This is a genomic window from Nocardia gipuzkoensis, assembly GCF_021183645.1.
Taxonomy (GTDB): domain Bacteria; phylum Actinomycetota; class Actinomycetes; order Mycobacteriales; family Mycobacteriaceae; genus Nocardia; species Nocardia abscessus.
This window is the reverse complement of sequence record NZ_CP089225.1, coordinates 4,570,835-4,593,940: the sequence shown is the minus strand read 5'-3', so window position 1 is coordinate 4,593,940 and position 23,106 is coordinate 4,570,835. Positions and strand designations below refer to the sequence as shown.

The 23,106-nt window shown below is 69.2% G+C and carries 21 protein-coding genes and 1 pseudogene; 14 read left to right on the top strand and 8 right to left on the bottom strand.

Annotated elements, in window-relative coordinates; translation table 11 throughout:
• Positions 1-83 precede the first annotated feature (83 nt).
• The 3 genes from LTT66_RS20765 to LTT66_RS20755 all read left to right on the top strand — a co-directional run bounded on the left by LTT66_RS20765 (position 84) and on the right by LTT66_RS20755 (position 3,297).
• The gene (locus LTT66_RS20765; protein WP_233060243.1) at positions 84-647 is read left to right on the top strand and encodes a hypothetical protein; all 564 of its coding nucleotides are present in this window, start codon (positions 84-86) and stop codon (positions 645-647) included.
• A 320-nt stretch (positions 648-967) separates the two neighbouring features.
• Positions 968-2,440 carry a PepSY-associated TM helix domain-containing protein gene (locus tag LTT66_RS20760; RefSeq protein WP_233060242.1) on the top strand — a complete coding sequence of 491 codons (1,473 nt, stop codon included), beginning with the start codon at positions 968-970 and terminating at the stop codon, positions 2,438-2,440.
• A gap of 98 nt (positions 2,441-2,538) precedes the next feature.
• On the top strand, positions 2,539-3,297 hold the full coding sequence (locus LTT66_RS20755) for a hypothetical protein (protein ID WP_233060241.1): 759 nt from the start codon (positions 2,539-2,541) through the stop codon (positions 3,295-3,297).
• A gap of 113 nt (positions 3,298-3,410) precedes the next feature.
• Here LTT66_RS20755 and LTT66_RS20750 read toward each other — a convergent pair whose 3' ends face one another.
• On the bottom strand, positions 3,411-3,941 hold the full coding sequence (locus LTT66_RS20750; protein ID WP_233060239.1) for an ArsI/CadI family heavy metal resistance metalloenzyme: 531 nt from the start codon (positions 3,939-3,941) through the stop codon (positions 3,411-3,413).
• 98 nt (positions 3,942-4,039) lie between these two features.
• On the opposite strand from LTT66_RS20750, the gene LTT66_RS20745 reads away from it, so the two are divergent.
• Positions 4,040-4,399, top strand: coding sequence for an Rv2640c family ArsR-like transcriptional regulator (locus LTT66_RS20745; protein ID WP_043696278.1), 360 nt, complete (start codon positions 4,040-4,042; stop codon positions 4,397-4,399).
• 109 nt (positions 4,400-4,508) lie between these two features.
• On the opposite strand, the gene LTT66_RS20740 is transcribed toward LTT66_RS20745, so the two are convergent.
• Positions 4,509-5,183, bottom strand: coding sequence for a hypothetical protein (locus LTT66_RS20740; RefSeq protein WP_233060237.1), 675 nt, complete (start codon positions 5,181-5,183; stop codon positions 4,509-4,511).
• A gap of 158 nt (positions 5,184-5,341) precedes the next feature.
• Positions 5,342-5,647 carry a hypothetical protein gene (locus LTT66_RS20735; RefSeq protein ID WP_233060236.1) on the bottom strand — a complete coding sequence of 102 codons (306 nt, stop codon included), beginning with the start codon at positions 5,645-5,647 and terminating at the stop codon, positions 5,342-5,344.
• 585 nt (positions 5,648-6,232) lie between these two features.
• Here LTT66_RS20735 and LTT66_RS20730 point away from each other — a divergent pair.
• Positions 6,233-7,189: a hypothetical protein gene (locus LTT66_RS20730; RefSeq protein ID WP_233060234.1), complete on the top strand. Its 957-nt coding sequence runs from the start codon at positions 6,233-6,235 to the stop codon at positions 7,187-7,189.
• 144 nt (positions 7,190-7,333) lie between these two features.
• Positions 7,334-7,783: pseudogene (locus tag LTT66_RS20725) on the top strand (SRPBCC family protein); the annotation flags it as partial.
• A gap of 258 nt (positions 7,784-8,041) precedes the next feature.
• On the opposite strand, the gene LTT66_RS20720 reads toward LTT66_RS20725, so the two are convergent.
• The 3 genes from LTT66_RS20720 to galK form a co-directional block, all read right to left on the bottom strand.
• Positions 8,042-8,296 (bottom strand): hypothetical protein, encoded by a 255-nt coding sequence (locus tag LTT66_RS20720; RefSeq protein ID WP_233060233.1) that lies wholly within the window; start codon positions 8,294-8,296, stop codon positions 8,042-8,044.
• Positions 8,297-8,308: 12 nt separating this feature from the next.
• The gene (locus LTT66_RS20715) at positions 8,309-10,024 is read right to left on the bottom strand and encodes a sodium:solute symporter family protein (RefSeq protein WP_233060230.1); all 1,716 of its coding nucleotides are present in this window, start codon (positions 10,022-10,024) and stop codon (positions 8,309-8,311) included.
• A 215-nt stretch (positions 10,025-10,239) separates the two neighbouring features.
• On the bottom strand, positions 10,240-11,367 hold the full coding sequence (gene galK, locus LTT66_RS20710) for a galactokinase (RefSeq protein ID WP_233060228.1): 1,128 nt from the start codon (positions 11,365-11,367) through the stop codon (positions 10,240-10,242).
• A 168-nt stretch (positions 11,368-11,535) separates the two neighbouring features.
• On the opposite strand from galK, the gene LTT66_RS20705 reads away from it, so the two are divergent.
• The 3 genes from LTT66_RS20705 to LTT66_RS20695 all read left to right on the top strand — a co-directional run bounded on the left by LTT66_RS20705 (position 11,536) and on the right by LTT66_RS20695 (position 14,200).
• Complete coding sequence (locus LTT66_RS20705; RefSeq protein WP_228819514.1) at positions 11,536-12,105, top strand: pyruvoyl-dependent arginine decarboxylase; 570 nt, start codon at positions 11,536-11,538, stop codon at positions 12,103-12,105.
• Entirely contained in the window at positions 12,102-12,668 is a 567-nt protein-coding gene (locus LTT66_RS20700) for a hypothetical protein (RefSeq protein ID WP_233060226.1), read from the top strand. Before LTT66_RS20705 ends, LTT66_RS20700 begins: the two co-directional genes overlap by 4 nt.
• A gap of 62 nt (positions 12,669-12,730) precedes the next feature.
• Complete coding sequence (locus tag LTT66_RS20695) at positions 12,731-14,200, top strand: GGDEF domain-containing protein (RefSeq protein ID WP_233060225.1); 1,470 nt, start codon at positions 12,731-12,733, stop codon at positions 14,198-14,200.
• 1 nt (position 14,201) lies between these two features.
• Here LTT66_RS20695 and LTT66_RS20690 read toward each other — a convergent pair whose 3' ends face one another.
• Positions 14,202-14,960 (bottom strand): DUF6319 family protein, encoded by a 759-nt coding sequence (locus tag LTT66_RS20690; protein WP_195064796.1) that lies wholly within the window; start codon positions 14,958-14,960, stop codon positions 14,202-14,204.
• A 297-nt stretch (positions 14,961-15,257) separates the two neighbouring features.
• Positions 15,258-15,872: a TetR/AcrR family transcriptional regulator gene (locus LTT66_RS20685; RefSeq protein WP_233060223.1), complete on the bottom strand. Its 615-nt coding sequence runs from the start codon at positions 15,870-15,872 to the stop codon at positions 15,258-15,260.
• A gap of 210 nt (positions 15,873-16,082) precedes the next feature.
• Here LTT66_RS20685 and LTT66_RS20680 point away from each other — a divergent pair, with 210 nt between their 5' ends.
• The 5 genes from LTT66_RS20680 to LTT66_RS20660 are packed head-to-tail and all read left to right on the top strand — an operon-like array spanning position 16,083 to position 23,104.
• Complete coding sequence (locus LTT66_RS20680) at positions 16,083-17,450, top strand: flavin-containing monooxygenase (protein WP_233060221.1); 1,368 nt, start codon at positions 16,083-16,085, stop codon at positions 17,448-17,450.
• A gap of 7 nt (positions 17,451-17,457) precedes the next feature.
• Positions 17,458-18,615, top strand: a complete 1,158-nt coding sequence (locus LTT66_RS20675) for a serine hydrolase domain-containing protein (protein WP_233060219.1) — start codon at positions 17,458-17,460, stop codon at positions 18,613-18,615.
• A complete protein-coding gene (locus tag LTT66_RS20670; RefSeq protein ID WP_233069346.1) occupies positions 18,615-19,661 on the top strand; it encodes an NAD(P)-dependent alcohol dehydrogenase in 1,047 nt (348 codons plus the stop codon). The genes LTT66_RS20675 and LTT66_RS20670 overlap by 1 nt, the downstream gene beginning before the upstream one ends.
• Before the next feature lie 37 nt (positions 19,662-19,698).
• Positions 19,699-21,348, top strand: a complete 1,650-nt coding sequence (locus tag LTT66_RS20665; RefSeq protein WP_233060218.1) for a class I adenylate-forming enzyme family protein — start codon at positions 19,699-19,701, stop codon at positions 21,346-21,348.
• A 4-nt stretch (positions 21,349-21,352) separates the two neighbouring features.
• Entirely contained in the window at positions 21,353-23,104 is a 1,752-nt protein-coding gene (locus LTT66_RS20660) for an N-acyl-D-amino-acid deacylase family protein (RefSeq protein WP_233060216.1), read from the top strand.
• The last annotated feature ends 2 nt before the right edge of the window (positions 23,105-23,106 follow it).

Below are 23,106 nucleotides of genomic sequence, written 5' to 3'. Positions count from 1 at the left end.
AACCTGGAAACCGCACGTCGCCAAGCCGGTCGGCGCCGGCCGATGCGGTCGATCGTGTGCAATCGGTCGGCTATCATCAGCGGGTGAGTTACGAGTTCGACCGGTCTGCCGCGCAACGTCGCGGCGCCGTCGCGCGGGTGCGCGGTGGTTCGGCCGGTGCGATCTCGGGGGCCATTTCCGTCGCGGCGCACGGCTGGGCTTCCGGCGGCATGCTGCCGGACACCACCGCTCTGGCGCTGCTGGCCGCCGCGTCCGCCGTGATCGGCGCATTGGTGGCGGGTCTGGCTCCGCTGCGCGACACGTCGGCCGGGCTGGTCGCGGCGCTGGTCGCCGGACAGCTGCTCGGTCACTTCACCATGGGAATCAACTCGGGCCACCTGCATCACGGTGACGCCCAGCTGACTCCGGCCATGCTCACCGCGCACGTGTGCGCGGCGTTCGCGGCGGCCATCGTGATCCGGGGCGCGGAAGCTGCCTACCGGATCGGGACCGCGGTGCTGCGCCGCGTGTTTCCGCTGCGGCATACTCCGCCCGTCGTCGCGGACCGCGCTCCTTTGCGTACGGTCCATCGCGACCGGGTTGTCCTGCGTGTGTTCGCCACCGAGGCGCTGCGCACCCGGGCTCCGCCGCTCGCGGTCGTTCTCTGAACTCTTCCCATACCCGGCGCACGGAGCACGTGGCGTGAGTTCTGCTCACGGCCACGGCATTTCACCGTGCGGCACAGCGTCGCCCCGCACCTTCGTGCCCACGCCTGAGCGTGCCGACGCGACGCCGTAGTCCGGGTCGCAAACCATCCTTCCGCGCACCGCGGCGAGACCACGCTTCCTCGCGTGTGTTCGCCACGGCCTGCGTGCTGTCGCCGTGGCATCCTGTCCGCGCGGTATGCGCCGGCGCCGTCATGGGCTCGCGCCCACGGACACCGGGACAACGGTTTGCGCCCCAGCCGGGTTCCGCCGTCAGAAACGAAATGACCGTGAGTACAACAGAAACCATCACTTCCGACGCCGACTTACCGGAGCCGTCGGACTCCCCCGCCGCACGCCGGACCACCGCGCGCAACAGCCTGTACGCGCTGGCCATGCGACTGCACTTCTACGCGGGAGTGTTCGTCGGGCCGTTCGTCCTCATCGCCGCCATCACCGGCGCGCTCTACGCGATCTCACCGACGCTGGAGTCGATCGTGTCGCGCGACCTGCTGACGGTCACGCAGACCGGAACGCCGAAACCGCTGACCGAGCAGGTCGGCGCGGCCGTCGCCACCCGGCCGGATCTCCACTTGGTCGCCGTCGCCCCGGCCGGGGGCGCCGAGGACACCACCCGGGTGCTGTTCAGCGACCCGTCGCTGGGCGAATCCGAGCGGCGGGCAGTGTTCGTGAACCCGTATACCGCGCAGCCGGTGGGCGATTCCGTCGTCTACGGCAGTTCGGGTGCGTTACCGATGCGCACCTGGATCGATCAGTTGCACCGAGACCTGCACCTGGGCGAGCCAGGCCGGCTCTACAGCGAGCTGGCCGCGTCCTGGCTGTGGCTCGTCGCGCTGGCCGGTCTGGTCATCTGGATTCGCCGGGTACGCGGCCGGCGGGCCCGCAACGGCTGGGGCTGGCTGTTCGCGGCCGATCGTTCGCAGCGCGCACGAGGCCGCACCTTGAACTGGCACGGTGCGGTCGGGATGTGGGTGCTGCCCTTGGTCCTGCTGCTGTCGGCGACCGGCATGACCTGGTCGACCTACGCGGGCGAGAACATCACCGAACTGCGTGAGCAGCTCAGCTGGACCACGCCCGCGGTCAGCACAGCGCTGCCCGGAACCGTTGCTTCGGGCCATGATTCGGGCTCCGACCACCACGGCGGCGGCCACGCGGAGCACGCGCCTGCCGACTCGACCGACCGGCTCGCCCAGCTCGATCGGGTGTACGCCACGGCACGCGCCGAAGGCATCACCCAGGCCGCGGAGATCGCCGTCCCGGCCGCGCCGGGTAACGCGTTCGCGGTGAAGGAACGCCGGATGCCGGGCACCTACACCGTCGACGCGGTCGCCGTCGACGGTGCGAGCGGCGCCGTCACCGATCGTCTGGCCTACGCGGACTGGCCGCTGATGGCCAAGCTCACCAACTGGGGCATCCAGTTCCACATGGGCCTGATGTTCGGGCTGCTCAATCAGTTGTTGCTGCTCGCGGCGATGATCGGACTGATCACCGTGGTCGTGCGCGGCTACCTGATGTGGTGGCGCAGGCGGCCGACCCGGGATGCGGGCCGGTTCGCCCTCGGCCGGGCTCCGCGGCGCGGCGCGTTGCGCAAGACCTCGCTGTGGCTGGTCGTACCGCTGGTGGCCGCCGCGCTGGTGGTCGGCTGGTTCGTCCCGCTGGTCGGGGTGAGCCTGCTGGCCTTCCTCGCGATCGATGTGCTGATCAGCCTCGCCGGACGGATGCGCGCCACCGCCTGACCCCGGATTCGCGGGCGAAAGCCCGGTACTCACACGACCTATCGAACGTCATCGGTATGGCCGTCGCTTCGCCATGCCTTCGAAACCAAGGATTTCCCATGCAGATCACGAAACTAGCCCTGGCCGCCGCGTTCACGACCGCAGCGGTCAGCATCGCCGCGGGCACCGGTTCCGCCGCTCCCGAGGCCGCTTCGGTGGACGGCACGTCCGTCGAGACCACCTCTACCGAGACCGCTACCGCCGAGGCTGTCGGCTTCACGGCGCACGCCACGGAGACCGCGAGCATCATCAGCATCGACTCCGGCTCACTGGTGGTCGAGGACCAGGTGCTGAAGGTGAAGGCCGCCGACGGCACCGTCGTCGCGGGCGCGCCCTTGACCTTCCGGGTCGACGAGTTCGAATTCCCCATCGCCGCGGAGATTTCCGAGCGCACCGCGACGCTGACCCCGCAGTTCGACCTCGCGCACGCGGCCTACAAGCCGGTCGCCCTGCCGTTCGAGGACAAGGCGCCGTGGAAGACCGAATACGACCGTGAACAGGCCGCCTGGTCGCGCATGACCAGCACCATCGGCATGGGCGCCACCATCGGCACCCTGGTCGGCGGCATCGGCGGCGCCTCGGTCGGCTGCATCCTCGGTGGCATCGCCGGAGCGACCGTCGCCGCAGCCACCATCGTCGGCATGTTCGGCCCGTTCATCCCGGCCGCCGCCGTCGGCTGCCTCGGCGGCATCGTCGCCGTCGGCGCCCTCGGCACGGTCGCGGGCCAAATCCTCGTAACGGCCCCCGTCGCCATAGGCGCGGCGATCATGTACTTCTCCACGATCAACGCGCCCATGCCCACCAAACCCCTCAACTAACTCGCGCGAGTGGCACACCACCGAGAGGTCTACTCGCGGTTCGCCGCAGTGGTGTGCCACTCGCGGGGTTGGTGCGGGGGAAGCGCAACCGGTGGACTCGCTGCGGCGGCGGGTCAGTTGCAGCAAGTCGCTCCGGAGGCGACTGCTTCTTTCTTCGCGGCGGTGCCGCAGCAAGTGCCTTCGGCGGCGGCTTCCTCGGCGGTGCCGCAGCAGGCCTGGACCGCCTCGGCGTCGGAGACCTCGGTTGCGCCTCCGAGTTCGGGTGCGGTGCCGAAAGTCTCACTGTCGGCCAGGACGGTGTAGACCTCCCAGCGTTCGGAGTCCGGGGCCGTGACCCAGACCTTGTCCTGCGTCGCGAAGCAACAGGTCGTGGCGATCTGCTCCTCGGTGAACAGCCCCGCCTCGGACAGGCGGGCGATCTCGGCGTGCACCTGGTCGGAGGTTTCGACCTCGACGCCGAGATGGTTGACGCTGCCACCGTGGCCGGGGTTCTCGATCAGCACGAGTTTCACGGGCGGCTCGGCGATGGCGAAGTTGGCGTAGCCGGGCTTGCGCTTGGCGGGCTCGGCGTGGAACAGGGTCGAGTAGAACCGCACGGCCTGGTCGATGTCGTCGACGTTGAGGGCGAGCTGGATACGGGACATGACTACCTCCACTTGTGTGACATATATCGAAGAACTGGTTCGATGCCGAGTCTGCCACCTTTTCGACATATGTCAATCCCGCGGGTAATGTCGATCGCATGCCCAAGACGCTGCCCGTGATCGACATGTCCGCTCCCGTGTGCTGCCCGCCGGTCGCGGCCGGGCCGGTCGGCGACGACGCCGCGCTGGAAGTGGCGCTGCGGTTGAAGGCGATCGCCGACCCGGTGCGGGTGAAGCTGCTGTCACTGCTGTTGACCAGCGCTCCCGGCGAGGAGAACGGCGGCGACCTCGCCGCGGCGGTGGGACTGTCGGAATCGACGGTCAGTCATCATCTCGGCCAGCTCCGCAAGGCCGGACTGGTCGAGTCCGAACGTCGCGGCATGAACACCTTTCACCGCGCTCGCCGCGATGCCCTGGCCGCGTTGTGCGTAGTGCTCGACCCCAACTGCTGCCGCTGAACAACGGGGTCTCGACCGCACCCTGGGGGTATCACCGTGGCGGAAATCGCGCCACTCCTCGCACACGTCGCGGCGCGGGCGAGGAGTAACTCGATTTCCTACCGGACGCCTACTTCGGGAGGGCGGTGATGCATTCGTACATGTGGCCGTCGAGGTAGTACATAGGGGCCACGCTCCAGAGCATTCGGGTTTCATTGATGCTGGGGGTGTACATTTCGTCGCCGTCGCTGTTGTAGTAGCCGAACGAGGTCCCAGGGAAATTCTTGCCTGACGAGTTCAGCGAGCTGGACATCGCTGCCACGAACGCGGAGAACCGCGCCGAGTCGCTGGACTCACGGTCGGCCAGCGCGGCGGCACTCTGCGCCCACTCGTCGTATTGCTCCCGCAGCGAGCCGGAAGGCGCCGGTGTTCCGGCGGGGAACGCGATAGCCTCGTAGACGCGGGGCCGGTCGCTGAACCCCGACATCGTCCAATAGATCGAGGACGCGTCGCCGCGATCGGCGCTGTTGTCATCCTCCACGTGGCAAATGCCGTAGACGTGGACGTCCAGATGCACACCGAGGCGGCTCAACCAGCCGGGCAGCGCGCCCTCGAAGTGGCTGAGGCAGGTCTGGTCGTCACCCCCGTTCTCCTCCGCCTCGGTGGCAGCCATCATGCAGGCGAGGCGGTAGGCGTCGTACGCGTCGTCCCGGCCGCCGTTCGTGGCCGGGATGCGCTTCTTCAGCGCCTCGGGGTTGCGCATCTCGCTCCGGCTGGGCCTTTCGAAGATCTCGACTCGCTTCATCCTGGTAACCCTCCGTCACTCGATGGTCGGATTGGTGTTCGCCATCAACCCTGACCACGGTCGGGTCAGTCGGCCTCGCACATTTCGGGTGGTCCTCGGGGACCGCGCGACGTGTGCGAGGAATTGCTCCGGGGTGCGAGACGAAATACCGGTCTCGTTCAGGGGTCCGTGGTTTTGTGCCGGGCGACGAGGAAAGACACCAGGATGTCGAGGAGGGTCAGCTCGTCGGCGGCGGCCACGTTCTCGATGATCGAATCGAGAATCGGAGCGGCGTAGAGGCGGCCGCTGTCGGGCCCGACCGCGGTTCGAGCGCTGGCGATCAGTTCGTAGAGCACTGTTGCGAGCACATAGGCGCGCTGCTCACCGGGGTTCCGGCGGGCCACATCGCTCAGGGCCGCGTCGACAGCGGCGATCACGTCGGCGAGAACGGCTATCTCGGCTTCGGCGCGGTCGTCGTAGGTCATGCGGTCGCCAACCGACGACGCCCCCGCGCGCGTACGCAGCCCCGGATGGCCGCGGCGGCCCGTCCGGGAGGCCGTGACTCGTCACGAGGCGGCGACACCTGGATGTTCTGCACTGTCCGGCCCCTCGCGGTCGTCGGTCGACCGGGAACCGGGGCGGGGACGCCACCCGTCACGATGCGTCGTGCACGATTCGGATGTCCCGTCACACGGGGTTCGGTTGTGCGACAGGGTTTCCCGGTTCCGGGTACGGATTACAGAGTGCCGGTGCAAAATGCCTGGTGGAAGGTAACGGACACGCAGACTCGAGCAATCGGCAGCAATGACCGTCCGGCAGGGTAAGGGGGCACCGTGGCAGAAGTGACGATGTGGACCGGCGCGGATGTGAAGACGCTCCGGGACGCGTGCAGGTTGACCCAGAGCGAGCTCGCGGAGCTGCTGCGTTGCGCGCAACGAACGGTGAGCTTTTGGGAAAGCCGACCGTACCGCCGGGTGAGTATCAGCCATCAAGCGCGGCTGGACAGGGTTCTGAAAGATGCGGACCATGGGGCGCACAGACGTTTCCGGGCGTTGATTGGAGACCCAGACGTGAACCGGCGAGACTTCATCGCCGCCACCAGCGCGGTCATCGGCACGGCGACAATGAGCAGGGGTGGTTCTCCGACCGTCACGCCGGACGCGATCGGGCATCTGCGAAAAACCGTGCACTCGGCACAGGTGCTGGACGATCAGCTCGGTTCCGACGCCGCCCGGCCGATCATCGAAGCGCAAGCACACACGTGCGCGGCGCTGCTGCGCGACTGCCCGACCGGTTTGCGGCCCGCACTGCAATCGTTGACCGGAGAGGCCACGGCCAGCAGCGCATGGTCCGCGTGGGATCAGGGCGACCTGGTGCGGGCGGAACAACTGTTCCGCACCGCCTACCAGCACGCGGAAGAATCCGGCGACATCGACATCGCGACCGGAATCCTCTGCCATCGAGCACAATTGGCGGTTCAGATGCGCGCGTTTCCGAAAGCCGCCACGATCGCGGACCGAATGCTGCGACCACCCGTCCAGGACGGTCGTGTCGACGACTTCAGAAAGCTGTGCGCGGCGCAGGCGTTCGCGTCCGATGGACGCAGGTCCGATGCGTGGCGCCAGCTGCTCCAGGTGAGCGACGAATTCACCGAGCAGACGACGCCGGACGAGTCGTACTGCTACTACCAGAGTGCGTGGACGACCGGCGCCATGACCGCCCGCTGCCTGGAAACCGGCGGCGAGCTGGACGTGGCGGCCGACACGATCGACGCGGTGCTGGGGCTCATTCCGGCCCATGCGACCCGCGACCGGGCGCTGTGGAATCTCAGCCTCGCACAGCTGACGATCACGCGTGATATCGACCGCGCGTGTGCGGCCGCCGAGCGTGCGCTGGACCTGGCCGCGCGGAACACCTCACCGCGACTGCGGCAGGCGTACGCGCAGACCAGGGAGAAGTTCGAGCCGTGGGCTACGGCGCGGCCGGTCCGGGATCTGGACGTCTACGCGGCGACGGTGTTGGCGTAGAAGTCCTCCGCCTGTTTGTCCCCGGAGGACCCGGGTATGCGATGAATGTCCCGAGTCGCCCCCAAGGGAGCGCTTGTCAACCGAAAGACGCCCGTCCGCGCGATCGGTGCGGGTGGGCGAGGAAAGGGGTAGCAAGTGAGCACAATGGCCGCCACGGTGGACGTCGACGTTCCGGTTCGCACCGCCTACAACCAGTGGACGCAGTTCGAGTCGTTTCCGCAGTTCATGGAGGGTGTCGAAGCGGTAGACCAGCTCGATGACCGGCATATGCACTGGCGTGTCCATGTCGGCCCGTCGACGCGGGAGTTCGACGCGACGATCACCGAACAGCATCCCGACGAACGGGTCGCCTGGAAGTCCGACAGCGGACCCAAGCACGCGGGGGTAGTCACCTTCCATCGGCTCGACGACACCCACACCAGGGTGACCGCGCAGATGGATGTCGACCCCGAAGGGTTCGTGGAAAACGTCGCCGACAAGCTCGGCGTGCTGAAGCACCGGGTGAGCGGTGACCTGGAGCGCTTCAAGCACTTCGTCGAAGAACGAGGTCGCGAAACGGGTGCTTGGCGCGGCGACATTCCGCGCCCGGGCGCCGGAGAAACCGCCACGGAGCGCGGCGGGGCTCCCCGCCCCGGCGAGACCGGCGGCATGCCCGGCGGAACTCCTCGCCCCGGTGGCGTCGGCGGAACCGGCACCATGCCCGGCGAAACCCCCCGCCCGGGTGCCGGCGGAACCGGCATCCCAGGCGAGGGCGGGGCCGGCAACTGGCCCGGCGGCACTACCCGCCCCTGACGCCTGAGCCGCGCGACAACAACCAGCGCCCCCTGGGATTCCCAGGGGGCGCTGCCCGTGTCAGGCGGAGTCGGGCTCCTCATCGGCGTGGTCCACCGGATGCGGTTGCGGTGGCACCTGGACCGGACGCAGCAGCGCCCAGGCCACGAAGGCGATGGCCACCACGCCCATGCCGAGCCCGGCCCAAAGGTTCACGTTGACGCCGCCGGTCTTGGCCTGCTGGGCCGCGGTGTCGTGCACCAGTCCGGTGACGACGAGGACGATCGCGTAGCAGCCGAGCAACGTGCCGACGATGGTGCGGATATCGAAAAGCATTGCGGCGGCTCCCTATCCGACGACGATGTTGAGTACGAGCACGAGCACGAACGCGATGCCCGCCAGCAGGACGGGACGCTGGTACCAGGGCAGCGTGCCCGCCTCGGGGTCGGTGCGCACTTCCTTCGGCGTCTCCGAGTACACCAGCCCGACCAGTTCCGCCGCCGGTTTCGGCTCGGTCACCTGGGTGACCGCGACGCTGACCACGATGTCGACCACAAACGCCACACCGGCGGCGACGAAACTCGCCCCTTGGCCGGATAATTCGAACACTTTCATCTCGTGCAGGATGAAAACTGCGATCGCCGAACCTGTTCCGGAGACCAAGCCCATCCAGCCCGCGGTCGGCGTCATCCGTTTCCAGAACATCCCGAGAATGAACGTGGCGAACAGCGGGGCATTGAAGAAGCTGAACAGGGTTTGCAGGTAGTCCATCATGTTGCTGAACCCGGAGGCGATGAACGCGGTGAAGATCGCGGCCACGGTCGCCCCCACGGTAGCCAGCCGGCCCACGCCGAGGTAGTAGCCGTCCGGCCGGTCGCGCCGCACGTACTGCTGCCACAGGTCGTAGCTGAACACCGTGTTGAACGCGGAGATGTTGGCGGCCATGCCCGCCATGAACGCCGCCAGCAGACCGGCCAGCCCCACGCCGAGCAGGCCGTTGGGCAGCACGTCCTTCATCAGGTACAGCAGCGCCTGGTTGTAGGTGGTGTCGCTCTCGAAGTCCGGATTCGCGGTGACCGCCGCCTTGTACTCCGCCATCTGCGGCACCAGCACCGCGCTGATCATCCCGGGGATAACCACGATCAGCGGGATGAACATCTTCGGGTAGGCGCCGATGATCGGGGTGCGCCGCGCCGCCGCGATGGAATGCGTCGCCATCGCGCGCTGCACTTCGACGAAGTTCGTCGTCCAGTACCCGAACGAGAGCACGAATCCGAGCCCGAACACGATGCCGAGGATCGAGAGGAAGTCGTTGGTGAACCCGCTGAGCGCGTTACCCGGCCAGGATTCCAGCTGCTCCGGACCGCCGGGCGACGCGGCGACCTTCTCCCGCAAACCGTCCCAGCCCCCGATCTTGTGCAGGCCGACCAGGGTGAGCGGCAGCAGCGCGGCCACGATGACGAAGAACTGGAGCACCTCGTTGTAGATCGCGGCCGAGAGCCCGCCGAGGGTGATGTAGGACAGCACGATCACGGCGGCCACGATCACCGACACCCACAGCGGCCAACCCAGCAGCACGTTCAGGATGGAGCCGAGCAGGTACAGGTTGACCCCTGCGATGAGCACCTGGGCGACGGCGAAGCTCAGCGCATTCACCAGGTGGGCGCCGGTGCCGAAGCGGCGGCGCATGAACTCCGGCACGCTGCGCACCTTCGAGCCGTAGTAGAACGGCATCATCACCACGCCGAGGAACAGCATGGCGGGCACCGCGCCGATCCAGAAGTAGTGGAAGGTCGGGAACCCGTACTCCGCGCCGTTGGCGGACATGCCCATGATCTCCACCGCGCCGAGGTTCGCGGAGATGAACGCCAGACCGGTCACCCAAGCGGGCAGCGAGCGTCCGGACAGGAAGAAATCGATGCTGGAGGACACGCGCTGCCTGGCCAGCAGACCGATGCCGATGACGAACACGAAATACAGTGCCACCAGCGCGTAATCGACCGGCTGGGCATCCAGCCGCAGAGTCTCGGCGGCTAGCGGGGGCGATGCGGCCAGGGGGGACATGCTCGGCAAGGCAGCGAGAACGGATGGATCGGCGAGCGGCACAGCGTTCCTCCTGGCGGTGAAACCGGGGCTTCGAGCGAGATCGTGCGTCGTGCTGGTGCTGCCCGGCGCGCGCGACCTCCTCGTCACCCGCCGAATGGTGTCGGCTGACGTTTACTCTGCGTGATCATGCCGTACCGGCGTGGCACATTCGCCCACAAATTCTGGACGGTCGCTCAGCCGATCCGGTGTGCTCCCGCGGCGGGAACGACGACGAACGTGCGCGGCTCGGCGAAACCCGCCCGTGCGAAGTGCTGCCGCACCGAATCCACCACGATCGCGGTGCGGTCGTGGTCGACAAGCGCGATGACACTGCCGCCGAATCCGCCGCCGACCATCCGCGCGCCGTGCGCCCCCGCCGTCAGGGCGGCCTCGACCGCGGCGTCCAAAGCCGGGGTGGACACCTCGAAGTCATCCCGCAGCGAGACGTGCCCCGCGGTCAGTACGGGGCCGATATCGCGGGGGTCGACGCCCGCACGCAATTTCTTGGCAACCGCGAGCACCCTGGCGTTCTCGGTCACCACGTGCCGGGCGCGGCGGCGCAGCACGCCGTCGGCGATCCGGTCGGCGTCCGCGGGGGAAATCACCTCGCGCAAGGTGGCGACGCCGAGCGCCCCGGCCGCCGCCGCGCATTGCTCGCGACGCTCGGCGTAGCGGCCGTCGACCAGCTCGTGCGGCTGTCCGGTATCGATCACCAGCAGTTCGAGTCCGAACGCGCCGAGATCGAAGGAGATCTGTTCGTACCCGGCCCCGCGCGGCGCGGTGGCGTCGGCCGCGAATGCCCGCACGTCCAGCAGCAGCGCGTGCCCGGCCGTGCACAGCATGGCGGCCGACTGGTCGAGCAGGCCGGTCGGAGCGCCGACGTAGTCGTTCTCGGCGGCGCGGGCCACGTCGATCAGCGCCCGGTCGGTCAGTTCGGGGGCGAACAGATCACGCAGCGCGACCGCCACCGCACAGGACAGCGCCGCCGAGGACGACAGGCCCGCACCGATCGGCACCGCGCCGTCGAGGTCGAGATCCACGCCGGGAATCCGGTGGCCGCGCCGGGCGAACTCGGCGACCACGCCGAGCGGATAGCGCGCCCACCCGGGCACCCGCGCCCGCTGCGGCGCGAGGTCGGAGACCGCGACGAGCACCGGCTCGCCGGGCCGTTGCCGCGACCCGACCCGCACCCGCCCGTCGGTGCGCTCCGCCGCCGCGCAGCGCACCACCAGCGGCAACGCGATCGGCAGCACGTAGCCGTCGTTGTAGTCGGTGTGCTCACCGATGATGTTGACCCGTCCCGGCGCCACCCATGTCCGCACGCTCGTTCCTCGCTGTTCTCGTGGGGTGGTGCCAGGGTACGAGACACGCCGCACGAGCATTGTTTTCGACGCTCTCGGGTGCGCGATCGCGGTTCGTGACGCACAGTCGATTTCGAAGCAAGACCGGCCTGCAAAAACCTGGTGGCCGCGTCGGATCGGGAGGGCATCATGATTCACGACACCCCACGCGGCGACCTACGCGCGCGGTCTCGCCCGGATCGGCTGCGGCCGCCGCTGGACCGTCCCCTCCCGGCGCCGCTGACCATCGAGATCGGCGCGGCGACCGGGGCGGGACCGACCGCCATGTCGGCATTCGACGCGGCGCTGCGCGACCTCGGGGTGGGTGAGGCCAACCTGATCCGGTTGTCATCGGTCATTCCGCCGCGCGCCACCGTCGAACGCATCGGCCGGGTGCGCAAGCCGATCCCCTGGGGCGACCGGCTCTACTGCGTGTACGCCGTGCGGCACGCCTACGGGCGCGGCTCGACCGCCGCGGCGGGCATCGGCTGGGCGCTGCGCGACGACGACTCCGGCGCCGGGCTTTTCGTCGAGCACGAGGCCGAGACCAGCGAGGAAGTCGCCGCACTGATCCGGGCCAGCCTGGCGGACATGACCCGCCACCGCGGCGGCGGCTTCGGCCCGGTCCAGCTGTGCACGGTGGACGCCACCTCCGACGGCGATCCGGCCTGCGCGCTGGTCCTCGCGGCCTACCACACGGTTCCGTGGGGCCCGCGATGAGCGAAATCCGCGTGACCGTCGAGGGAACGATTCCGGAGGAACGGATCGCGGTGTTCCATCGCCTCTACGAGGAGGCGTTCGGCCCGCTGCGCGCGAAGGCCATCGCGCGACAGGTGCTGCATCCCGAGGAGTTCCGGGAGGAGATGGTGGACCCCCGCGTGCAGAAGTACGTCGCGCACGCGGGCGGCCAGCCGATCGGCGTGACCACGCTGACCAAGCATCTGGAGACCGTGCCGTGGATCAGCCCGGACTATTTCGCGGCCCGCTATCCCGAACACGCGGCGCGCGACGCGATCTACTACGCGGGTTTCACCCTTGTTGCGCCAAGTGCCCGCGAAGGGGCGGCGTTCCATGCCATGATCAAATCAGTTGTCCATGTTTTGGTTGCCGAACGCGCTGCGGTCGGTTGGGACATCTGCTCGTACAACAACACTCGGTTCTCGTTCGCCGACAGTATTCGGGCGGTGCTCGACGAACAGGCGAACGTCGAAGTCGCGGTGGAGGATTCCCAGATCTACTACGCGGCCCGGTTCACCGGGGACGGAGCGACCAAGGGGGGCTGATGACACCCAGTGAACAGCCACAGACGAGCCGCCGGCCGACTCTCGGATCAGGCTGGCACGCGGTGCTTCTGGGCGGAAGCGGGGCCGCGATCGCGGTGCACCTGGCGCTCGACTCCGAGCTCGTGGCGTTCGTGACGATGGTGGTCATCGTCGGCGAGACCCTCGCCATGATCGCCGTCGGCGTGCACACGCACCGGCCCGCGCACCCGCTGCCGTGGTATCTGCTGTCCGGCTCGGCGGTGCTGTTCGCCGTCGGCACCACGCTGCGTGACATCGGCGACCACGCGGTCCACCCGCTCGACGACGCGTTCACCCTGCTCGGCTATCTCGGCGTCGGGCTCGCCGCACTGATCTGGTTGTGGCCGCGCCAAGTACGCGGCAACTACGACCTGCTCCTGGATTCCGCCCTCATCGGGCTCGGCGCGCTGCTCGCCTCCTGGACCTTCCTCATCTCACCGATCCTGCAGTCCACCGACACCGGACTGAACGTGCTCGTGGCCGCGACCTACCCCGTGCTGGACGCGTTGCTGCTCACGTTGGTCGCACACTCGATGGCCACCTCCACGCGTGCGGAGACCTCGCTGTGGCTGCTGCACGCCGGACTGATCGCGGTGCTGCTCGGCGATCTCGGCTACAGCCTGGAGACCGCGGGCGCGACCGCATTCGGGCGCGAGGTGCTGCTGGCTCCCCTGCTCGCGGCCTACGCCACCGTGGGGGTGGCGGCCCTGCACCCGACCATGGCCACACTCGGCACGCCGCGGCGCATCCATCCGCACCACTCCCGGCAGCGCGCCAGCCTCATCGCGATCGCGATGATCGTGGCCTCGCTGGTGCCGGTGGTGGGGTCCAGCCTGCACCCGCTCGACCGGGTGGTGGTGTCGTCACTGTTCGCGCTGCTGCTGATCGGCATGCTGGTGCGCAGCGAGCGCGCGATCGTGCGCAGCGCCCGCAGCGAGCGGCGCGCGCAGTACCAGGCCGACCACGACATGCTCACCGGACTGCTGAATCGGTCCGCGCTGTTGCGCGCGCTGCGCCAGCGTGGCCCGCAGTGGACCGAGCAACCGATCTGCTTGCTGTTCATCGACCTCGACGGCTTCAAGCGGGTCAACGACAGCTACGGACACGCCGTCGGCGACGAACTGATCGCCACCGCGGCGGCCCGGATCCGGCGCGTGGTGCGCCCCGAGGACGTGGTGAGCCGTTACGGCGGCGACGAATTCGTCGTGCTCGCCGCACTGGCCCGGCCGGAGGCCGCCGTGCTGGCCGAACGCCTGCTCGGCGCGTTCGTCCGGCCGTTCGGGCTGAGCGCGGGCGAGATCCCGATCACCGCGAGCGTCGGTGTCGCGTGTGTCGGTCCGCGCAGCTCGGACCCCGACTTGCACAGCCTGCTCCGGGACGCGGACGCGGCCATGTATCACGCGAAGCACGACTCACTCGGCTACGCGTTCCACGACGACGTGCGCCGCCCGCCCGCCGACACCGAGCGCCGGATCTGGCGCACGGCTACCCGATCCGCCAGTCCCGCGGTGTGACTCAGTCGCTCAGCTCGTCCAGCAGGCGCTTGGCCTCCTCGAGCTCGGCCTGTAACTGCTGCACCTTGGCCTCCTGCACGCCGCGCAGCGCGTCCAGGACCCCCGCGACCACCTCGGCGACCTCGGGATGCAGGATCTTCGCCGCCTGCGCCACCGCCGAACCGGCCACCGGCAGGCCGCGCAGGGTGCGCTTCTTGCCGCTGACCACGTCGACCGACCACTCGCCGTCGGCGGTGCCGGTGAGCGTCACGGTGACCTCGGGCGCCGCCTTGGCCTTGCGGGCAGCGGCCGCCTTCGCGGGCTTGGGCGCCGCGGGGGCCTGCTTGCCCGCACTCTCGGCTCGGCTCGCTTCCCCGGTGGCTTCCACCGGCTTCGGGGCGGCAGCCGCCGTGGGGGCGCTCGCCTGAGCGGGCTGCGGCGCGGTGCTCGTCGCGGTCGACGGCTGGGTCACAGGGGATTCCTTCCTGGTTGACGACTTCGGCTGGGCAGTGGCGCCCGCCGCCCCTCGCGGCGGCTTGGTCAAGGTCACCTCGGTGGGAGAAAAGGACAGTACATCCTTCGATCCGGTCGGCCGGACCTGCAGGAAGTCACCGTCGGCAGGGTCGCCGAGCGCGATCACCTTGCCCGAGCGCCCCTCCGGAACGCCCACCGCGGCCGAGGTGAACCACACCATGGGCGGGCGGCCACCGGCTATGTCCGTGGCGATCTGTCGAATCTCGCTGTCCGACAATGGTTGCGGCTTGGTTCGTGGGGACGGCATGGTGACTCCGAGCGATTTCGTGGTTGGCTGCGTGCACAGATGATGCCCCACGCCGCCGACAGATTCGCGAGCCACCGTCGAATCGGGTCGGCACAGAACCCGATCCGAACCTTCAGCGAATATTCGGCAACAGTCGCGGCAGCGCCGCGAGCGGCAGCCCGGTAGCCCGCTTCGGCTCCCGGTGCGCGGCGTGAGTTGATTCCGGCGAATCGGTTTGCCCGCACCGGCGATCCGGCGCCGCCCCAACGCGGTCCACGTGGCGCACCGCGCGCCGCATCCGGGTCGCCGCCGTGGCGATCAACTCGCCGCCGACGGCGCGCGCAGCGCGGGGAACCAGATGTCGGTGAGCACTTCGACGGCTTGGTCCACCGAGACGTCGATGGTGCCCTGCATCGCCCAACGGGTGAAGAACCGTTCCAATTGCGCGACAAGCAATTCCACACGCAACCGGGCCTCGTCGCGCCGCTCGGCAGGCCACCCGGCGAGGTAGGCGGTCATCGCGTTGGGCAGGGCGAGAATGCCGTCGCGGGCGATCTCGCGGAACTCCGGCTCCAGCGCCGTCGCCTCGTCCCACGCGGGCAGCAGGTCCTTGTACTCGTGGAACCACTCGATCGCGCGGGTCATCCAGCCGGCGAACTCGGCGCGCGAACCGGTCTCCAGCACCCGGTCGAGATCCTGATAGAAGTGCAGCGCGGTGGGCGCGGTGCCCTGCTCGGCGATCGCGCGCAGCAACTCCAGTTTTCCCGGGAAGTGCAGGTAGAAGGTGGCGCGGCTACAGCCGACCGCCGCGGCGATGTCGTCCACCCGCACCGCCGCGTAACCGCGGGTGGCGAACAACTCTTTGGCGGCCTCCAGCAGGCGGGCCCTGGTCTGCTGCTTCTGCCCCTCCCGCAGGTTCGCGTTCGTGCGCATGGTGAACAGGTACCTCGTATCCGTAAAAGGTGGGCTGACGTGCGGCTGCCGCCGACCGAGTCTACGCGCGGACAGCCTTGATAGACAGCGCGTCACTCACTAGACATGATGTCTACCCAATGTTATTTTGTTGCCTACGTCACTCCGGTGCGCGACCCGCATCGGACGTTCGGCCGTCCTGTGCGATGGCCTCCAGCACGAGGACAGTGAATGACGTCAACCGCACTCCCCCGGGTCTGTGTGATCGGCGCGGGGCCCTCCGGGATCACCGCAGCCAAACGCTTGAACGACCACGGCATCCCCTTCGACTGCTACGAGGCTTCCGACGAAGTCGGCGGCAACTGGTACTTCAAGAACCCCAACGGCATGTCGGCCTGCTACCAGAGCCTGCACATCGACACGTCCAAGTTCCGCTTGGCGTTCGAGGACTTTCCGGCCCCCGACGAGTGGCCGGACTTCCCCCACCATTCCCAGCTGTTCCAGTATTTCCGGGACTACGTCGACCATTTCGGCATCCGCGACCGGATCGTGTTCGGCACCATGGTGACCGCGGCCGAGCGCGGGGCGGACGGTCGCTGGCTGATCACCACGAGCGAGGGGCGCACCCGCGACTACGACGCGCTCGTCGTCTGCAACGGCCATCACTGGGACCCCCGGATACCGGACTACCCGGGTGATTTCGACGGCACGCTGCTGCACAGCCACGCCTACAACGACCCTTTCGACCCCGTCGACATGCGGGGCAAACGCGTCGTGGTGGTCGGTATGGGCAATTCCGGCCTGGACATCGCCTCCGAGCTCTCGCAGCGTTTTCTCGCCGCGAAGCTCTTCGTTTCCGCCCGGCGCGGGGTCTGGGTGCTGCCCAAGTACGTCAACGGCAAGGTCGGTGACAAGCGCTCGATGCCGCGGTGGATGCCGCCGAAACTGGGCCTTCGGCTCAAGCAGCGCTTCGTGCGCAAGTTCCGCGGCAACATGGAGGACTACGGCCTGCCCAAGCCCGACCACTTACCGTTCGAGGCGCATCCGTCGGCCAGTGAGGAGTTCCTGCACCGCGCGGGCTGCGGCGACGTCACGTTCAAGCCCGCGATCACCGCGCTGGAGGGGCCGCGGGTGCGCTTCGCCGACGGCAGCGCCGAAGAGGTGGACGTGATCGTCTGCGCCACCGGGTACCGCATCTCCTTCCCGTTCTTCACCGACCCCGAACTGCTACCCGACAGCGACAATCGCTTCCCGCTGTTCAAGCAGATGATCAAGCCCGGCATCGACAATCTGTTCTTCCTCGGCCTGGCCCAGCCGCTGCCCACGCTGGTGAACTTCGCCGAGCAGCAGAGCAAGCTGGTCGCCGCCTACCTGACCGGCCGCTACCACCCGCCGTCGGCGGAGGAGATGCGGGCGGCCATCCGGTCCGCGGAATCGGCCAGGACGGGGCGCTACTACGACTCGCCCCGGCACACCATCCAGATCGAATTCGAACCGTATGTGCGGGACCTGCGGCGGGAGCTGGCACGTGGCGCGAAACGCGCCGCCGCCGCGGGGAACGCCCTGCCGGTGCCGGCTCGGACGCTCGAACACGTGTGAGGCCGGGATGACCACTACGACAGGAACCGTGACGTCGGGATTCTGCGCCGAGCGATTCGCGCGGGTCCGAACGGAGCTGGAGACCAGGCTCGCCTCCGGCGAGGAACTGGGCGCGTCGATCTGCGTCACGGTCGACGGCGAACCGGTCGTCGACCTCTGGGGCGGCTACCGCGATCCCGAGCGCACCGCACCGTGGACCGAGGACACTTTGGTCAACGTCTTCTCGATCACCAAGACGATGACCGCGCTCAGCGCGTTGCTGCTGGTCGAGCGCGGCGAACTGGACGTGTACGCGAAGGTGGCCAGGTACTGGCCGCAGTTCGCGGCGAACGGCAAGGGCGACATCGAGATCCGCCATCTGCTCGCGCACACCTCCGGTGTCTCGGGCTGGCAGCCGCCGATCGAGCTCGCCGACATCTACGACACGGAAGCGGCCGCCGCCCGCCTCGCGAGCCAGCCGCCGTGGTGGGAGCCGGGCACCGCGTCGGGGTATCACGCCCTCGCCTACGGCCATCTGATCGGCGCGGTGATCCGCCGCGTCACCGGACGCTCGCTGGGCGAGTTCTTCGCCGAGGAACTCGCGGGGCCGCTGGGCGCGGACTTCCACATCGGCACCGCACCCGAGCACCACGGGCGGATCGCCACCTTGATCCCGCCCACCATGCCGGAATTCGACATGGCCGCGCTCGACCAGGACAGCGTGCTGGTCAAGACGCTCACCAGCCCGCTGCTCGACATCGCCGAGACGGCGAGCGCGGGATGGCGGCAGGCCGAGATCGGCGCGGTGAACGGTCACGGCAACGCGCGCTCGGTGGCGCGGGTGCAATCACTGGTGTCCTGCGGCGGCGAACTCGCCGGACGGCGGCTGCTGTCGGAGGAGACGATCGAGCTGATCTTCCAGCAGCAGTCCGACGGCGTGGATCTCGCGCTGCTGGTGCCGCTGCGGTTCGGCATCGGCTACGGCCTGCCCCAGCGCCGGACCGCCCCGGAAGTGCCCGGCGGCCGGGTGTGCTGGTGGGCCGGATACGGCGGCGCGATGGTGGTCAACGACCTCGAACACCGCACCACGTTCGCCTACGCGATGAACCGGATGGCTCCCGGCCTGATCGGCTCGGACCGCGCCGACGCCTATCTGCGCGCGACGTTCGCGGCGATCCGCGGATGATGCGGGCCTTGCAGCTCACCGAGCCCGGTGTGCTGGAACTGCGCGAGGTACCGATCCCGGAGATCGGTCCCACCGACCTGCTGCTGCGCGTGGGCGCGGCGGGCATCTGCCACTCGGACCTGCACGTGCTGCACATCCCCTTCCGGATGCGCGAGGAGCCGTTGACCCTCGGCCACGAGATCGCCGGCACCGTCGAGGCCGTGGGCGTCGCGGTGGACGGCCGCCGTGCAGGCGAGCGCGGCATCGTGTACCTGTGCTGGTCGTGCGGCGTCTGCCGGGAGTGCGTCGGCGGCAACGAGAACGTCTGCCGCGCCGCGGGCCGCACCGCCATGCCGCCGTGCCCCGGCCTCGGGCCGGATGGCGGCATGGCGGACTACATCCGTATCCCCGCGAGCTCGTTCGTGCCGATCGGCGACCTCGATTTCGGCCAGGCCGCGCCGCTGGCCGACGCCGCGCTGTCGAGCTATCACGCCATCCGCGGCGCTCGCGAGCAGCTCGGACCAGGGTCGGTGGCGGTGGTCGTCGGGATCGGCGGCCTCGGCCATGTCGCGGTGCAGATCCTCGCCGCGACCACCGCGGCGCGGGTGCTGGCCGTGGACGTGAGCGACGACAAGCTCGACCTCGCCGCGCGGTGCGGTGCGGCGGAGGGACTCCTCGCGAGCGACGACACCGCACGCGAGATCCTCGTCCGCACCGCAGGCCGCGGCGCGGACGCGGTGTTCGATTTCGTGGGCGTCGACGCGACCGCACGGCTCGCGGTGGAGTCGGTGGCGCCCAACGGTGCGTACCGGATGATCGGCCTCGGCGGCGGCGCACCGGAGATCACGGCGGCGCCCGCGAGCGGCACGGGCTGGCCGTGGGGCGCCTCGGTCCGCAAATCGTACGGCGGCACCAAATCCGACTTGATCGACGCCGTGGCACTGGCCGGGTCGGGCAAGCTACGGGTCGAGGTGGAGCGCTACCCGCTGACCGAGGGCCGCGACGCCCTCGACCGGCTGGAACGCGGCCTGGTCACCGGCCGAGCGGTCCTGGTGCCCGAGCCCTGACGAATCAACCCAGCGCAGCGACGAGGAAGTACCCGATATGACGAAGCCCATCGACCCGCAGGCGTTCGTGGCACAGGCCGCGGGCCGGCTCACCGGACCCGGCGGTCGATTCGAGATGGTGGTCGAGGACGTGCTCGGCGCACCGATGCCGGTGGTGCGCCACCGCAAGCGCTCACTGCGCGAAGTGCTCGTCGCCGCGGCGGCGCACGGCGATCGGGACTACCTGGTCACCGCGGACCGCAGGATCTCCTTCACCGAGCACGCCGCCGCCGTCGCGGCGCTGGCCACGGCACTGCGCGACCGATACGGCGTCGGCAAGGGCGACCGCGTCGGCATTCTGGCGGCGAACACACCCGAGTGGGTGCTCACCTTCTGGGCGGCCCAGGCGCTCGGCGCGATCGCGGTGGGCTACAACGCGTGGTGGGCGCCGCGCGAGATCGCCTACGGCGTCGAGCACACCAGCCCCGCGGTGCTCGTGGTCGACGCGAAGCGCGCCGCGCTGGTGGCCGAACTCGACATCCGGATCCCGGTGCTCACCATGGAGCACGACGTACCCGCGCTCGTCGCCGAATACCGGACCGACGTCCTGCCGGACACCCCGATCGACGAAGACGACCCCGCGGTGATCTTGTACACCAGCGGCACCAGCGGGCGACCCAAGGGCGCGGTGCATTCGCACCGAAACCTGGTCGCTGTCACCGATTATCACGTCTTCAACGACGCGCTGGCCGCGGCGCTCACCGGAGCGGACACACTGCCGAGGGGGCGGCGTTTCCTGGTCACCTCACCGCTGTTCCACATCGCCAGCCTGCACAACCTGGTGGTCCCCCGGCTGGTCACCGGCGACGCGGCGGTGATCCACCAGGGGTCGTTCGACGCCGACCGGGTGCTGCGACTGATCGAGTCCGAACGGATCACCAACTGGGGCGCCATGCCGACCATGGCCACCAGGATGCTCGAACACGACCTGTCCGGCTACGACCTCTCCTCGCTGGCCGCCTTCTCGCTGAACTCGGCGCCGTCCTCGGCCGCGCTGCAACAGAAACTGCGTGATCAGCTGCCCGTCGCCCGCAACGCGCTGGTGACCAGCTACGGACTGACCGAATGCAGCACCGCCGCGACGCTGGCGAGTCCGGCCGAGCTGGCGGCGTTCCCGGACACCGTGGGACGCCCGGTCGTCGGAGTCGCGCTGGAGATCCGCGACAGCGCGGGCGGCGCGGTCCCCGACGGCACCGAAGGCGAGATCTGGGTGCGCAGCCCCTACGTGATGCTGGGGTACTGGCAGGACGAGGCGGCGACCGCCGCGGCGATCACGCCGGACCGCTGGCTGCGCACCGGCGATATCGGGGTCCTGGAGGACGGCAGGCTGCGTCTGTCCGGGCGCCGTTCGGATCTCATCCTGCGCGGCGGGGAGAACGTGTATCCCACGGAGATCGAGCAGTGCCTCGAGGAGCATCCGGCGGTGCGCGAATGCGCGGTGGTCGGCGTGCCCGACGCCGACCTCGGTCAGCAGGTCGCCGCCTTGGTCGTGGTCGACGACACCACGGCGACCACCGAAGACGAACTGCGCGCGTTCGCCGCCGAACGGCTCGCCTACTACAAAGTGCCCGCCCGCTGGCGCCTGGCCACCACCGCACTCCCGCGCAATGCGACCGGCAAGGTCGTGCGCACCGATCTCGAGGTGTAGATCCATGTACGACACCATCATCGCCAACGGCCGCTGGTTCGACGGCACCGGCGCTCCTTCGGCGATCAGGCACCTCGGCATCCACGACGGGCGGATCGCGACCGTCTCGGCCGACCCGATCGAGGATCCGGCCTGTCCGAACATCGTGGACGCCACCGGGAAGTGGGTGATGCCCGGCATGCTCGACATCCACACCCACTACGACGTGGAGGTGTTGCAGCATCCCGCGCTGACCGAATCGGTGCGCCACGGCATCACCACGGTGTTGCTGGGCTCCTGCTCGCTGTCCACCGTCCACGTCGACGCCTCCGACGCGGGCGACCTGTTCGCGCGGGTCGAGGCGATTCCGCGCAAGCACGTCGTCGCGGCGGTCGAGGAGCACAAGACCTGGCGCTCGGCGCACGAGTACGCGGCCGCGCTGGAACGACTGCCGTTGGGTCCGAACGTCGCCGCCTTCATCGGGCATTCGGATATCCGTGCGGCCGAGCTGGGATTGGAGCGCGCGACCCGCAAGGACGTCCGGCCCGATGCCGCCGAGCTGGCCGGGATGGAGGCGAAGCTGACCGAGGCGCTGGACGCCGGGTTCGTCGGAATGTCCTCCCAGCAACTGATGTTCGACAAACTCGACGGCGAAGTGTGCCGCTCGCGCACGCTGCCCTCCACCTACGCGACCATCCGGGAGCGGCGCAGGCTCAACGCCGTTCTGCGCCGGCGCGGCGGGGCGCTGCAGGGCGGACCCGACGTATCCCGGCCGCACAGCCTGGTCACCATGGCGGCGAGCAGCCTCGGCCTGCTGCGCAGGCCGCTGAAGGTCAGTCTGCTCTCGGCCGCCGACATCAAGGCGATTCCCGGCGTGGTGCACCTGTTTCCGCTGATCGCGCGGGTGCTGAACGCGCTGGGTGGCAACTTCCGCTGGCAGCACCTTCCGGTGCCCTTCGAGGTCTACGCCGACGGCATCGACCTGGTGGTGTTCGAGGAGTTCGGTTCCGGCGCCGAAGCGTTGCACCTGGCCGACCAGGTGGACCGACGACGGGAACTGCTGCGCGACGAGGACTATCGACGCCGTTTCCGCGCGGATTACGACAAGAAATTCGGCCCGAGGGTGTGGCACCGCGACTTCTTCGACGCGCAGATCGTCGAATGCCCCGACCCGGCGGTGATCGGCAAGTCCTTCGGCCAGGTGGGCTCCGACCGCGGCGGCCTGCACCCGGTGGACGCCTTCCTCGACCTCGTGGTGGAGCACGGCAACAAGGTCCGCTGGCGCACCACGATCTCCAACCATCGACCGGAAGTGCTCGATCGGCTCGCCGCCGACCCCGGCGTGCAACTGGGCTTCTCCGACGCGGGTGCGCATCTGCGCAACATGGCGTTCTACAACTTCGGGCTGCGTTTCCTGCGCCGAGTGCGCGACGCCGCCGAAGCGGGGCGCCCGTTCCTGTCCGTGGAACGGGCGGTGCACCGGCTCACCGGCGAACTCGCGGACTGGTACGGCCTGGACGCCGGGCACCTGCGGGTGGGCGACCGAGCCGACGTCGTCATCCTCGACCCGGACCGCCTGGACGATTCGCTCGACGCCTACCGCGAATCCCCGATCGGCCCGTTCGACAACCTGCCGCGCATGGTGAACCGCAACGACGACACGGTGAGCGCGGTGTTCGTCGGCGGCGTGCCGGTCTTCGGCGAGGGCGCTCCCGCTCCGGTACTCGGCACCCGCCGGACCGGCCGGTTCCTCCGCGCGTCGACCGCCATCCGGTGACC